This is a genomic window from Kribbella monticola (assembly GCF_003261635.1).
GTDB lineage: Bacteria > Actinomycetota > Actinomycetes > Propionibacteriales > Kribbellaceae > Kribbella > Kribbella monticola.
In genome coordinates this window covers 438,802-450,817 of record NZ_QFXK01000030.1, presented here as the reverse complement: position 1 = coordinate 450,817, position 12,016 = coordinate 438,802, and the positions used below count along the sequence as shown (strand labels likewise).

The following is a 12,016-nucleotide window of genomic DNA, read 5'->3' as shown; positions in this document are numbered from 1 at the left end:
AAGCCCAAGAGTTGATTGAGAGAAGTGCCGATCCGGGAGGGGCAGTGATGACACCCAACGAATCCGATCCGCCCGATGTTGTCGATGCGGAGGCGTACTACAACTCGCACATGGAGGGTGGCAGCGAGGAGTCCAGAGACGCGTACGCGGGAACGTACAGCCGCAACGTCGGTCCGGACTACAGCGGCAGCGATTCCGACGACACTCCGGCCTCTCCGAGCGACGGTCCCAATCTGATCAGCCTCTTAGTGGATGGCGTCAAGGCGATCCTCGGAACGGCGGAGTTCAGCGGGCTGAAGAAGGATGTGCAACAGGCCGGCGGCGACACCGTCGGTACGGAAGAGCAGGCCAAGCTCTTGGACCTGGCGTCCCGTGCCGAGGAGGCCAAGAGGTTGGCGGAAGCTTACGCACGGGTGCAGGCCGGGGAGAAGTCCAACTACGAGAAGCCGGTGATGCCGGTGTTGGTGGATCCGGGTGGAGCGCAGCAGTTGGTGCAGAATCCGGAGACCGGTGGGTATGTCGAAGCGCACAACAGCGAAGAGGACAAGTATTCGATCCAGTTCTTGACCGCAGCAGCCCGTGGTAAGGCGGAAGCCGAGCGGCAGAGCAAGGAGCACCTGGGTGCGGCTGACGCAAATCCGGTTCTGCATGGACTTCACCCGGAGTCGGGGGAGAACCCACTCGGATTCGGCGCGGCACCGGCCGAGGGCAAGCTCGCCGAGCATCTGATCGGGACGACGGCCGATCACGCACTGCAGAAGGCTGTGCGGGAGAACCCGGCGGTCCGGCGAGGGATCGAGAATCTCGTCAACGAGAGCCTCAAGCGGGTGGCGCCGAAGATGATGAAGGAGTCCGAACATCTGCAGAAGGACTCGCGGGCGCACGACGAGGCGGAGTACCAAGAACTGAAGGAAGCAGATCGGGAGAAGGTGCGGTCCGAGCGCGACCGCCGCTATCAGGAGCAGTTGGACAAGGTGACGCGCGGCGGCGCGGCTGCTGGAGCGGCCGGCCTCGGTGGCTCTGGCAACGAGTCCGGGACAGGGCAGGAATAGGCGGCGGTCAAAGTTCGGAAGGGATGGACCATGGAAGAAGTCGAAGCGCTGGAGTGGGTGTCGTCCGAGCAGATGGACCGGCTAGAGGGATTGTCCGGCCAGCGCGGCGACTGGCGGGAATGGTTGCCGTTAGCAATGGATGAGACCTGGCCGGACTGGGTTCGGTCAACCCCGGACGAGTTGGTGCGGTGGCTCGACGACCTCTTGCCTTCGTTCGAGGCGGTTCCTGATCAGGAGGTGTTGTCGGTCGCCGATCAGGAATTCGCAGTGGGCGAGACGGCCACCGACCAGGGCTCTGTCGAGAATCTTGGCTGGGTGACGCAGGACCAGCGGGGGCTGCTCGAGCAGGTGAGCGGGGACCGCGGGGACTGGTGGGTCTGGTTGCCGGCCGCGCTGAGCGAGCTGTGGACAGACTGGGTCCGATCCACGCCGGACCAGCTGGCTCAGTGGCTGGACGAACTGCTGCCGTACTTCGCCACGACCAACAACGCGGCGGAAGAAGCTGCCCCGATCGAGGAGGCGGTGTCGATCGAAGCTGTCCCGGCGGGCGACACATCCCACACCGATCCTCAGGCTCGGTCCGAGGTGGTGGAGTTGGATCCGGCGCTGGAAGCGGCCGCGATTCGGATGGCCGAGTTCCTCGACCGGGCGTTGGCCGCCCAGTTGGAGCTGAACCCAAAGCTCAGGGAGATTCCCGAAGAGCAGTTGCGAAGTGTGCTGCGGGAGCAACTCGCTGAACACCTGGCCTAGCAGCGGTTCAGATCAGGCGGTGGAGGTCGCGGCGGGATCTTATGGATAGTTTGGTGAAGATGTTGCTGAGGTGGTATTCGACTGTTTTTTGGGTGACGAAGAGGGTCGCGGCTATTTCTCGGTTGGTGAAGTTGCGGAGGACCAGGTCGACGATTTGTTGTTCGCGGGTGGTCAGGTGCGGGAGGGGGCGGGGGTGGGGCTCGCTGGTGAGGGCGGCCAGGTCTGAGGCGGCCCTTAGCTGGTAGGGGATTGCGCTTAGGGCGGTGAAGCAGTGGTTGGCGGTGGTCAGCCAGCGGGTTGCTGCGGAGATGTTGCCGGTGGCAAGTAGGCGGCGGCCGTGGGCGTGCTGGAGTTGGCCGTCGGCGAGGCGGGGGCGGGAGTCCGAGGCGGTGGCGAGTTGGTCTTCGGCGATGGCGACCGCGCGGGATTGGTTGCCTTCAGCATCGGCTTGCTGGGCGGCGAGGCGGGTGACGGTGCTGGCCAGGATGGTGCTGCCGTGGGCGCGTTCGCGCAGGGCTGCCAGTTCTCGGGCGGACTCGACTAGTTGGCCGGTTTGCTGGAGGACGTCGATGAGGAGGGGACCCCACCAGGTGCTCCACCATTCGTGGGTGCCGCCGGGTGCGCCGGTGGCGGTGCGGAGACCCGGGACGGCGCTGAGGGCTCGGAGGGCGCCGCGTGGGTCGTTGCGGGCCTGGCAGAGCGAGGCGGCGGCGATCGCGGCGTACTTCATGTCCTGGGGGCCGCCGAGTTGCTGGGCGGCGGTCGTGGCGGCTCGTACGAGGTCGTCGGCGGTGTCCCAATCGCCGCGCGCAGCGGGGACCAGGGATGCGACGAAGTAGCGGATCACCTGGTTCATCGCAGGCTGGTCGTCGTCGGCGAGGAGGGCAGCCCGCCGCATCGTCTGCTGACACGCATCCCACTCACCGAGTTGATACTGCACCGCGGCGAGGTAACAGTGCGGAGTGACGCCGGAAAGCATCGGCGCGCCCGCCTCTTGCCGGCGTACCACCTCGAGCAGGTCTCCTCGCGCCTCCTCGATCAAGCCGACCATGGTTCGCAGCGATCCCCGGCAGGACAGGGCTTCCAGGTCGTGAGTGGAGATGTCCGATGGATGCTCGGACAGGTGCCGGAACTCCTCCAGCCCGGCCAGCAGACCATCCCGGCGCCCACGAGCGACTCCGCGCAGGCAGCCGACATAGTCCCGCAAAGGAGCCGGTACGCCGGATGCCCGGAGCGCCAGGTCGGCGTACATCAGCGCGTCGTCGGCATCGCCGCGCCAAACGCTGATGCCGGTCAGACCGGCAGCGGCGGATCCTCGGACCCAGGACTCGGTGGAGTCGTCGGCCGCGAAGGCGTGCAGGAGATTGGCCTCGGCCTTGCTGCGTTCGCCGGTGATGTACAGCTCGCAGAGACCGAGTGCGAGCGAGCGGAGGGCCGACGGCGCGCAGCGCGTCGCCCGCTCGTGCAGGAGACGCGCGCGGCCGCGGTCCGAGCTGAAGAGCAGGTGGATCATCGAGGTCAGCTGGAGTTTTTCTTTCTGCAGGCTCCAAGGCGCCAGTTCGGCCGCCCAGCTCAGGAAGGTGGCAGCGGTGCCGTGGTCACCATTCTCGGCTTCGTCGGCCGCTGCCTTCTCCAGCTGGGCGGCGAGCGCGGCGTCCGTAGTACTGACGGCTGAAACCCGGTGCCGCCAAGCGAGGAACGGTTCGACAGTCGTGGCGGCTCGCTGGTGCAACTGGCTGCGCCGAAGCGGCGAGAGTGCGGAGTAGATCGCCTCGCGTTGCAGGTCGTGCGTGATCGCGACAGGGCAGGTCGGCTCACTCGGTGACCAACTGGCCAAGCCTGCATCGATCGCGGGACCGAGCGCTTGCTGGGCGGCCTCGAGGCCGGCGACGGTGGCTGCCTGGGCGAGCGACGGCCGGCCGCCCAGCACAGCCATGGCCTCCAGCAACGATCTGGACGCCTCGGGCAACTTCTCGAAGCTGCGCCGGATCGCTGCTGTGACCGAAGGCGGTACGGCGAGTCGCCAGTCGACACCTGATGGCTGTGACGAGATCTCGGTCAGCATCGTGCGGAGCAGCAGCGGGTGTCCGCCGGTGAAGGAGTGGTATCTACGGGCGGCGCTGGTCGGAAGCCGATGGCCCGCGATGGTACGAGCCAGATCACTCACGTCGACCAGATCGAGGCCGGTCAGTTCGAGTTCCAGATCGGCGGGAACGCCCCGGACCAGCCGCTCGAGTCCCGTATCGGTCGACTGGTCCGTCCCGGTCCTGGTGACCAGAACGACCAGGAACTGCTCGACCCACATTCGCCGGAGCAGGAACCGCAACGCCTGCAGGGATGAACGGTCGGCCCACTGGATGTCGTCGATCACCAGCGCGACCGGTGAGCGCTGCTGGATCTCGCCGAGGAGTTCGAGGAGCTGGCTGCCGATCGCCAGCGGATTGGCGCCGGCCGGTGTCCTGCGGCCGAGCGAGGCTGTCCGGGCGCGGATGTCGGCCGGGGTCTGGGCCAGGAGCTGGTCGATCAGCCCTAGTTCAAGCTGCGATTCGGCCGGATCTCCGGTGGCCGACAGCACCACGAAGTCGGTCAGGTCGTTGACGAAGTGGCGGACCAGGCTCGACTTGCCGATTCCTGCCGCGCCCTGGATGACCGCGGTCTGGTGTTGGCCGGCTCGGACCTTGGTGGCCAGGTCGGCGAGCCGGGCGAGTTCCTGACCGCGGCCGACGAAGTCGCCGTGCGAGGGCCGGTGAGCGGTACCAGTGCTCATAGGCGCCTCACTCCATGCAAAGGAGCCGATCTCCGGCTCGCCCCCGAGACGCGGCAGGTCAATCAATCAACTGACCTGTCAGCGATCTGGTTACGCGTTGCCCGTGACTCCTTCGGTGTGATTCGGGTCACATTTGGCGCGACTCACCCAACCAATACCTGGCCGGAGGCAACAAGTGTGCAGGTGGGGGCCGGGGCTGGATCGTTGCAGCTGAGCACCTTGTCGCCCGATTTGGCCAGCGGTTTGCCGTTGACCAGGACGAGCGGGTTGATCGCGATCACGGTGCCGCGGTTGTCCGGCGGTTTCTGGAAGTAGCCGCCGGTCGGGACGTGCGGCGGCAGGTTCACGGCCGCGCTGCCGTGCACGGCGGCCGGCTTGCCCTCGATCAGTACGTCGCTACTGCAGCCGGTCATGATCCGGCCGCTGAAGGGCATCGATCGCGGCGTCGGCACCGGCCCGCCCGACGACGGGACCATGACGATGTGGACATCGGTGCCGATCACCTGATCACCCAACTTGGCTGCCGGACTGGCCACGACGCCCTCCTTCGGTGATCCGGGCGGTCGGCCGCCGCGGCTCCGGGTGAGGTTCACGCGCTGAGCCGAGCCCGGCGGAGCCAGGCCGCTGATCGACGCCCAACTCGAGGACATCCGGTGGCGGAGCGAGTTCGGTCTGGGCGATCGGAGCCACGGCCGCAGTGACCACCAGATCGAGGCAGGTTCGCGGGCGGAGACCGAGCGCAGCCCAGATCTCCGGTACGCCGGTTGGCGCGCCGACAGTGACCGTGACCGGGCTGCGCGTCTCGGCGAGCGAGCCCGCCAGACATGTGACGGGCACCAGTCCGTCGTTCGCGACAGCACTCAGTACGCCGCCGAGCAGTGCGAGCTCCTGATCGGCTCCAGTGCCCCACGCTGTGACCAGGTAGTAGAAGTCGTAGAGCCGCTCAGGCGACGTACGCCGGGAAACCCGGCCCGTGGCATCCCGATCTTCGGTCCACAAGGCCGCCGACCCGTCCGACGAGTTCGCCAGCACGCGGTGCAGGAACAGGCCGATTGTTGCCTCTGACCCCGACCACGACTGTTCCGGCGGATCGAACCGGAACATGGTGTCCGCCGGCAACCGATCCCGCAGTACTGCGCCGAGGCTCGAACCCAGGTCGTCCAGCATGCCCCCACTGTCGGCCGCGCCAGGACCTCGCAGAAGAAGCCGAGGGCCAACGGTCCGGGCCGCTCAGCTGGCCCGATGAGGCATCCGTTCGTGCACCGGCTCTTGTGGTGCGGCACCGCCTCGCCGACGCACAGTTTCGGCAGGCCGATTCGTCGGCACAGCTGCTCAGCCAGGAGGTCGAGGATGCCGTCGTACCTGTCCCCGGGTGTCTATGTGGAGGAAGTGTCCTCCGGGTCCAAGCCGATCGAGGGAGTCGGTACGGCGGTGGCCGCGTTCGTCGGGTTCGCCGCCAAAGGGCCGCTCAACGAGCCGGTGCTGGTGACGAACTGGACCCAGTACGTGGAGAACTTCGGCCAGTTCGTCGACGGCGCCGTCCTGCCCCACGCGGTCTACGGCTACTTCCTGAACGGCGGCGGTACGGCGTACGTCGTACGGGTCGCGGGTGGGCCGGGACAAGCCGATCACACCGAGCTCGAATCCTCGGCGGTCCGCACCGAGCTGCCGAGCCGGGCCGAGGGCAAGCCGCTGGCGATCCGCGCTCTCGACGGGGCGGCTGCCAACGGCAAGCCGCTGTCGGTCGAGGTGCAGGAGCCGTCGGAGCCCGGCGAGGACGTCTTCAAGCTGGTGGTCCGGTCGGGGTCCGACGAGGAGGTGTACGACAACGTCACCACCCGGCGCGGACCCGCCAACGTGGTCACCGCGCTGAGGAAGTCCAAATGGGTGGTCGCCGAAGAGGTCAAGGGCGGTGCGCTCGCCGTCCCCGAGCGCGGACAGGTCGTGCTCGATCGGCCGGCACCCGAACACCGACCGGCCAAGGTCGAGGACTACGTCGGCGACGCCGACGAGCGGACCGGGTTCTCCGGGCTCGAAGCGATCGACGACATCACGATGCTCTGCGTCCCCGACCTGATGACCGCATACCAGGCGGGCACGCTCGACCTCGACGGCGTCAAGGCGGTGCAGCTCGCGATGATCGGGCACTGCGAACTGATGTCCGACCGGGTCGCCATCCTCGATCCGCCGCCAGGTCTGCGCCCGCAACAGGTGAAGGAGTGGCGACAGGTCACGACCGGCTACGACTCGAAGTACGCGACCTTGTACTGGCCCTGGATCAAGGTGCCCGACCCGCTCAGCGGCAAGCCCGTGCACATCCCGCCGAGCGGGCACGTGGCCGGCGTCTGGGCGCGCAACGACGCCACCCGTGGCGTGCACAAGGCGCCGGCGAACGAAGTACTGCGGGGTGTGCTCGAACTGCAGTCGTCGCTGACCCGGGCCGAGCACGACCAGCTCAACCCGATCGGGGTCAACTGCCTGCGGTTCTTTCCCGGCCAGGGGATCCGGATCTGGGGTGCGCGCACGCTGTCCAGTGATCCCGAGTGGCGCTATCTCAATGTCCGCAGACTCTTCAACTATCTGGAGAAGTCGATCCTGGGCGGTACCCAGTGGGTGGTGTTCGAGCCGAACGACGAGTTCCTGTGGTCGTCCGCGGAACGCATCATCAGCATGTTCCTGCGCAGGGTCTGGCGAACCGGGGCGTTGTTCGGACGGACACCGGAAGAGGCGTACTACGTCAAGTGCGACGCCGAGAACAATCCGCCGGAGAACCGCGACGCGGGCATCCTCACCGTCGACATCGGGGTCGCCCCGGTCAAGCCCGCGGAGTTCGTGGTGTTCCGGCTGTCGCAGTTCGCCGAGGGGCAGGAGTTGCAGGAATGAGGCCGTCGGCAGGGGACTCGACCGCGGTCGCCGTGGTCTCGCGGATGCTCGAGCCGCCGGTGGTCAGCGCGCCGCGGTTCGTGGTGATGTGCGAGGGCTGGACCGTCGGCGTCGGCTTCTCCAAGCTGGCCGGCTTCACCTCCGAGGTCGAGTTCCAGGAGTACTCCTACAACAGCCGGAACGGCAACGTGCACACCAAGCAGTTCGGCCGGGCCAAGGCACCGACGCTGGTGCTCGAACGCGGGCTGGACCGCAACGGGTTCGCCCAGCTCTACGGCTGGCACCAGCTGGCCCGGATGAACAATCCGCTGGCCAAACTACCGGCCAGCTTCGACATCCTCACCAAGGGCGGCGACCCGACCCTGGCCTGCCTGCTGGAGAACGCGTGGTGCTCGAAGCTCGAGCTCGACGCGGCCCAGGCCGGCGGCCCGGCGGTCGTGATGATGCGGGCGACCATCGTCTGCGACGCCCTGGTCCAACTCTGACGAACGACCGGACAAACCCAGCACAGAAAGGGCCGACGAGATGGCACCGACTGTTCCGCCCTCCCCAGGCAACGTGGTCAGCGCGGCCAGGTTCGTGGCCGACTTCCCCGGATCGCCGATGGGGCGGATGGCCTTCTCCGAACTTGGCGGCATCAACTCCAAGGTCGCCACCCAGGAGTACATCTACAACGACGAGACCGGCAGGACCGTCCACACCAAGCAGTTCGGCAAGACCGATCCGCCGATGATCACGGTCAAGCGGGCCGTCGACCAGGCCGGGACCAACGCCATCCTGCTGTGGCACAAGATGGCGCGGGAGGGCAATCCGCGGGCCCGGGTGCCGGGCACGCTCACCGTGTACGACGCGTCCGGCCAGCAGCAGGCGATCTACTTCCTCACCAACGCCTGGCTGTCCGAGGTCAACATCTCGTCGCTGAAGGCCGGCGCCTCGGACGTCGCGCTGATCGAGTGCAAGATCACTTGCGAGGAGATCAGCGGAGACCGGACATGATGCCGGTCGACGCCCCGGAACGGCCGGCCGAGGCCGGGTTGCGGACGGAGTACCCGTTCGTGTTGCCGCGTGGCTTCGTCGACGAGCAGGGCACCCTGCATCGCAACGGGGTGATGCGGCTGGCGACGGCACGCGACGAGATCAGCACCCAGACCGATCCCCGGGTCCGGCAGAACCCGGCGTACCTGACTGTCCTGCTGCTGGAGCGGACGGTGGTCCGGCTGGGCACGCTGCCGATCGTCGATCCGCTGGTGGTGGAGTGCCTGTTCGCCTCCGATCTCGCCTTTCTGCAGGACCTGTACCGGCGGATCAACCAGAGCGGGCACACCGAGGTCGATGTCGCCTGCCCGTCCTGCGGGCAGGACTTCGCGGTCGATATCGCGGGTGATGCGCCGGGGGGAGCCTGACGACGTACTCGCCCGACCGGCTCTGGGACGAGGTCGTGTACGTCGCCTACTACCTGCACTGGTCGAACGCCGAGATCCTCGACCTCGATCACGCCACCCGGACGAGGGTCATCGACGGCATCGGCCGCATCCACACCGAGCTCGACGCACACCACGGAGGTGACTGATGCGCTGGCCCTTCCACCTCCGCCGGACACCGGCGGCCCCGGCGTCGGCCGAGCCCGAAGCCGCGCCGTACGCCGTGTCTGCGGTCGCTGCGGCCGGGAGTGCGCCGTACGCCGGGTCCGAAGTCGCGCTGGAAGGTGGCGCATCCGCCGAGGTGAGGAGGCCGCGTGAATGGGCGCGCGGTGAGACGTTGGCACCGACGATCGATCTGCCGGCGCCTTTGACAAGCAGGCCGAGTGTCGTCGGTACGCCGGACCTCCTCCGGCATCGCGTCGAGGGCCAGGCGATCCCGGTGCCGCGAGCGCGAGTCGACGGCCTTGCTCGGGCCTGGGCGGCACCTTCCATGGCCGAGGCCGACGATGTCGGGACGATTCCTGTGTTCGAGGCGGTGCCTGCCCGCAAACCCCTTGTACTTGGAGGAGATCGGTCGGCTCGGGTGCCTCTGACGACCGTGACCGACGATTCGGTCGGCCCACCGCAGGAGCCGGCGCAGCCGTTCCGCAGCATCGGCGAATTCGAGCGGATGCTCGCCGACTTCGAGGCGAGCGACGTCGCGGGTGTCGCGATGCTCACCGGCTTCTCCTCGTCGGCTGCACCTCCGCCGCTCCCTACCCCCGTCGCCCCGTCCGCGGTCGCCCGGCCGAGTTCCCGCCGATCCCTGGCGGAGAGCCGCAAACGCGGCCTTCGCGCCGAAACCGTCGTCGTCCCCACCGAGCCGGCCGATGCCGGGCCCGCGGACGAACCTTCAGCCCCGGCCGATCCGCTCCTCGACCACGCGACCTCGCGCGATCACCAGCAGGCAGCGCCGACTGCCTTGTCGGCGACTGCACCCTCGGCTGGGCACCAGCAAGCCCCGCCGACCGGTGAGTCCCTGCCGACGACTGCGTCTGCGGTTGATCACCGCGACCCGGCCGCAGGCACCGCCACGCATCCGAGGGTCCATTCCTTCGGCCAGCTCGACGCAACAGACCGTGCCGCTGGGCATCCGGCGCCGCCGGACGATGCTGCCGAGGCGCAGTGGCGGCTGCCGCTGCATGGAGGTGGTTCCGTTGCAGGTTCGGAGTCGCCGGGCGGCGGTGTCGTGGGGCGTTCGAAGTCGGTCGAGGGGCGTTCGGAGTCGGTCGAGGGTCGGCTCGGTGAGCAGTCGGGTCTGCAGAGGGCCCGGTCGGCGGGGCAGGCCGCCTCGGGTGGGCAGCAGGCGGATGAGCAGCCGATTCTCTCGTCACCGCTGCCCGCGCTCGTGCAACGGAGTACGCCGGATGCCGACGGCGAGCGGCGGACGGCCAGAGGCGCCGAGCGGTGGACGGCAGGCGCTGGCGATTCCGGCGCTGGACGCGCGGAAGTATCCGACGAGGGTCTCCGGTCGGACGGCCTTGGGGATGGTCTCCGATCGGACGGCTCCGGCGAGGGGCGCCGGTCGGACGGCTCCGGCGAGGGCCGCCGGTCCGACGGCTCCGGCGAGGGTCTCCGGTCGGACGGCTCCGGGGATGGTCTCCGGTCGGACGGCTCCGGCGAGGGGCGGCGGTCCGATGGCTCCGACGAGGGGCGCCGGTCGGACGGCTCCGGGGATGGGCACCGGTCGGACGACTCCGGCGATCGGCTCCGAGCGGACGGAGTCGACAACCGCTTCCGGGGCGATGGGGCCGGTGGCGATCTCGGGAGCGATCGGGATGTGCTGGGCGACGGTGTGCGGGACAGCCGTCTGGACAGTGCTGACGACGCTGAAGTCGAGCGGACGGTCGTTGCTGGGGGCATCGAAGTGAGGCGGCTGGAGGTGTCGGCCGGTGGTCTTGCAGCGGGACAGGGGGCGGAGTCGGGTGAGGGCCTGCGAGGCGATGGCGCCCAGAGCCGGGGGCTGCCTTCGGGCAAACGGGCGTTGGTGTTGCCCCGTGGACGGGTCGGCGGAGTGCGGGCCGACGTGAGGAGTGAGGGCACGAAGCCTGCCGGGTTGGGTGGCGGTGCGGAGCCTGCCGGGTTGGGTGGCGGTCCGGAGCTTGCCGGGTTGGGTGGGGGCGCGGAGCCTGCTGGGTTGGGTGGCGGTGCGGAGCCTGCTGGATGGGAGGAGGGGGCAGGGGTTGGGGAGGCGGCTGGTGGGTGGAGTGCGGCGTTGGGTGATCGGGTGGAGGAGACCGGCGATCGGGAAGGAGGTGGGGACGGGCGTCGGGTGGGAGCTGGAGAGGTGGTCGCGGGGGAGGGTGACGGCAGCGGTCGGGAACGGGACGTGGTCGTTCCCCGGGGGGTTCTGGCGGCGGTGGGAGCGCGGTTCGGCGTAGTGGTTGAGCAGTTGCCGATCAGGCGGGGGCGGGTGGTCGGTGCTCGGGCGGGGGCGCTGTCGGCCCGGGCGTTCACGGCCGACGGGGTGGTCCAGTTGCCCGATGAAGCGGGGCCGTTGACGGATCCCGGTGTCCAGGCGTTGGTGGCGCATGAGCTGACTCATGTACTGCAGCAGCGGGCGTTGGGCTCGCAGCTGCCGGCAATGGATTCCGTGGCGGGGCTCGAGTTGGAGGCTGCCGCAGTACGGACCGAGGAGTGGTTCCGCACCCAGGCCGCGGAAAGCGCGCCGTTGCTGCATCGCCGGCCGCCGAGTCCGCCGCCGACTGGAGAGCGGATCCAGACGGCGCCTGTTACGGCGACCACGGTCGCGTCGTTCGAGCTTCCCCAAGCGCCCGCCGAAGCGGATATCGATCTGGCGGAGCTGGCCGGGATCTCGCTCCCCCAAATGTTGCCTCCAGCAACTGAACCTGAATCGCCGGCGCCGGCCGCCGAGCTCACCAATCCCGATCCGCAGCTGCTCGACCGGCTCGACCGGTTGGAGAGCTCGATACGCGAGCTGGCCGAGCAGCAACCCGGCGATCCGGTCGTCCGGCTCGACGATCCCGGCGGGCTCGGACGGCTGGCGGAGCGGCTGTACGGCGTACTGCGGCAGCGGCTGCGGAACGAACTGATCATCGACCGCGAGCGCCGTGGCGTGCTCGCCGACCTGCGTTAGGAGATCA

The 12,016-nt window shown here is 68.6% G+C and carries 11 protein-coding genes; 8 read left to right on the top strand and 3 right to left on the bottom strand.

All coding sequences use genetic code 11. From position 1 onward, the window contains the following. Positions 1–47 precede the first annotated feature (47 nt). Positions 48–1,052, top strand: a complete 1,005-nt coding sequence (locus DIZ26_RS18475) for a hypothetical protein (RefSeq protein ID WP_112242967.1) — start codon at positions 48–50, stop codon at positions 1,050–1,052. Positions 1,053–1,082: 30 nt separating this feature from the next. Beyond that, positions 1,083–1,802, top strand: coding sequence for a hypothetical protein (locus tag DIZ26_RS18470; protein WP_112242965.1), 720 nt, complete (start codon positions 1,083–1,085; stop codon positions 1,800–1,802). A gap of 7 nt (positions 1,803–1,809) precedes the next feature. On the opposite strand, the gene DIZ26_RS18465 is transcribed toward DIZ26_RS18470, so the two are convergent. The 3 genes from DIZ26_RS18465 to DIZ26_RS18455 form a co-directional block, all read right to left on the bottom strand. After that, positions 1,810–4,569, bottom strand: a complete 2,760-nt coding sequence (locus DIZ26_RS18465; protein ID WP_112242963.1) for a helix-turn-helix transcriptional regulator — start codon at positions 4,567–4,569, stop codon at positions 1,810–1,812. Between the two features lie 143 nt (positions 4,570–4,712). Beyond that, complete coding sequence (locus tag DIZ26_RS18460) at positions 4,713–5,105, bottom strand: PAAR domain-containing protein (protein ID WP_112242961.1); 393 nt, start codon at positions 5,103–5,105, stop codon at positions 4,713–4,715. Beyond that, on the bottom strand, positions 5,077–5,736 hold the full coding sequence (locus tag DIZ26_RS18455) for a Pvc16 family protein (protein ID WP_112242959.1): 660 nt from the start codon (positions 5,734–5,736) through the stop codon (positions 5,077–5,079). The genes DIZ26_RS18460 and DIZ26_RS18455 overlap by 29 nt, the downstream gene beginning before the upstream one ends. 183 nt (positions 5,737–5,919) lie before the next feature. Here DIZ26_RS18455 and DIZ26_RS18450 point away from each other — a divergent pair, with 183 nt between their 5' ends. From DIZ26_RS18450 to DIZ26_RS18430, 6 genes are read left to right on the top strand one after another with little or no spacing between them, the layout of a single operon-like run. Then, the gene (locus DIZ26_RS18450; RefSeq protein WP_112242957.1) at positions 5,920–7,452 is read left to right on the top strand and encodes a phage tail sheath family protein; all 1,533 of its coding nucleotides are present in this window, start codon (positions 5,920–5,922) and stop codon (positions 7,450–7,452) included. After that, positions 7,449–7,937 (top strand): phage tail protein, encoded by a 489-nt coding sequence (locus tag DIZ26_RS18445; protein WP_112242955.1) that lies wholly within the window; start codon positions 7,449–7,451, stop codon positions 7,935–7,937. The genes DIZ26_RS18450 and DIZ26_RS18445 overlap by 4 nt, the downstream gene beginning before the upstream one ends. 40 nt (positions 7,938–7,977) lie before the next feature. Next, entirely contained in the window at positions 7,978–8,448 is a 471-nt protein-coding gene (locus DIZ26_RS18440) for a phage tail protein (RefSeq protein WP_112242953.1), read from the top strand. Next, complete coding sequence (locus DIZ26_RS18435) at positions 8,445–8,855, top strand: hypothetical protein (RefSeq protein ID WP_198676153.1); 411 nt, start codon at positions 8,445–8,447, stop codon at positions 8,853–8,855. Before DIZ26_RS18440 ends, DIZ26_RS18435 begins: the two co-directional genes overlap by 4 nt. Beyond that, positions 8,852–9,022 carry a DUF6760 family protein gene (locus DIZ26_RS38610; protein ID WP_332872739.1) on the top strand — a complete coding sequence of 57 codons (171 nt, stop codon included), beginning with the start codon at positions 8,852–8,854 and terminating at the stop codon, positions 9,020–9,022. The genes DIZ26_RS18435 and DIZ26_RS38610 overlap by 4 nt, the downstream gene beginning before the upstream one ends. Continuing rightward, positions 9,022–12,009 carry an eCIS core domain-containing protein gene (locus tag DIZ26_RS18430; RefSeq protein WP_112242949.1) on the top strand — a complete coding sequence of 996 codons (2,988 nt, stop codon included), beginning with the start codon at positions 9,022–9,024 and terminating at the stop codon, positions 12,007–12,009. Before DIZ26_RS38610 ends, DIZ26_RS18430 begins: the two co-directional genes overlap by 1 nt. Positions 12,010–12,016 lie beyond the last annotated feature (7 nt).

What these genes read in the sequence shown, in the direction of transcription:
- DIZ26_RS18430 (WP_112242949.1), top strand. Translation starts at nt 9,022, where the DNA reads ATGCGCTGGCCCTTCCACCTCCGCCGGACACCGGCGGCCCCGGCGTCG.
- DIZ26_RS18435 (WP_198676153.1), top strand. Translation starts at nt 8,445, where the DNA reads ATGATGCCGGTCGACGCCCCGGAACGGCCGGCCGAGGCCGGGTTGCGG.
- DIZ26_RS18450 (WP_112242957.1), top strand. Translation starts at nt 5,920, where the DNA reads ATGCCGTCGTACCTGTCCCCGGGTGTCTATGTGGAGGAAGTGTCCTCC.
- DIZ26_RS18465 (WP_112242963.1), bottom strand. Translation starts at nt 4,569, where the DNA reads ATGAGCACTGGTACCGCTCACCGGCCCTCGCACGGCGACTTCGTCGGC.
- DIZ26_RS18470 (WP_112242965.1), top strand. Translation starts at nt 1,083, where the DNA reads ATGGAAGAAGTCGAAGCGCTGGAGTGGGTGTCGTCCGAGCAGATGGAC.
- DIZ26_RS18475 (WP_112242967.1), top strand. Translation starts at nt 48, where the DNA reads ATGACACCCAACGAATCCGATCCGCCCGATGTTGTCGATGCGGAGGCG.
- DIZ26_RS18455 (WP_112242959.1), bottom strand. Translation starts at nt 5,736, where the DNA reads ATGCTGGACGACCTGGGTTCGAGCCTCGGCGCAGTACTGCGGGATCGG.
- DIZ26_RS18440 (WP_112242953.1), top strand. Translation starts at nt 7,978, where the DNA reads ATGGCACCGACTGTTCCGCCCTCCCCAGGCAACGTGGTCAGCGCGGCC.
- DIZ26_RS18445 (WP_112242955.1), top strand. Translation starts at nt 7,449, where the DNA reads ATGAGGCCGTCGGCAGGGGACTCGACCGCGGTCGCCGTGGTCTCGCGG.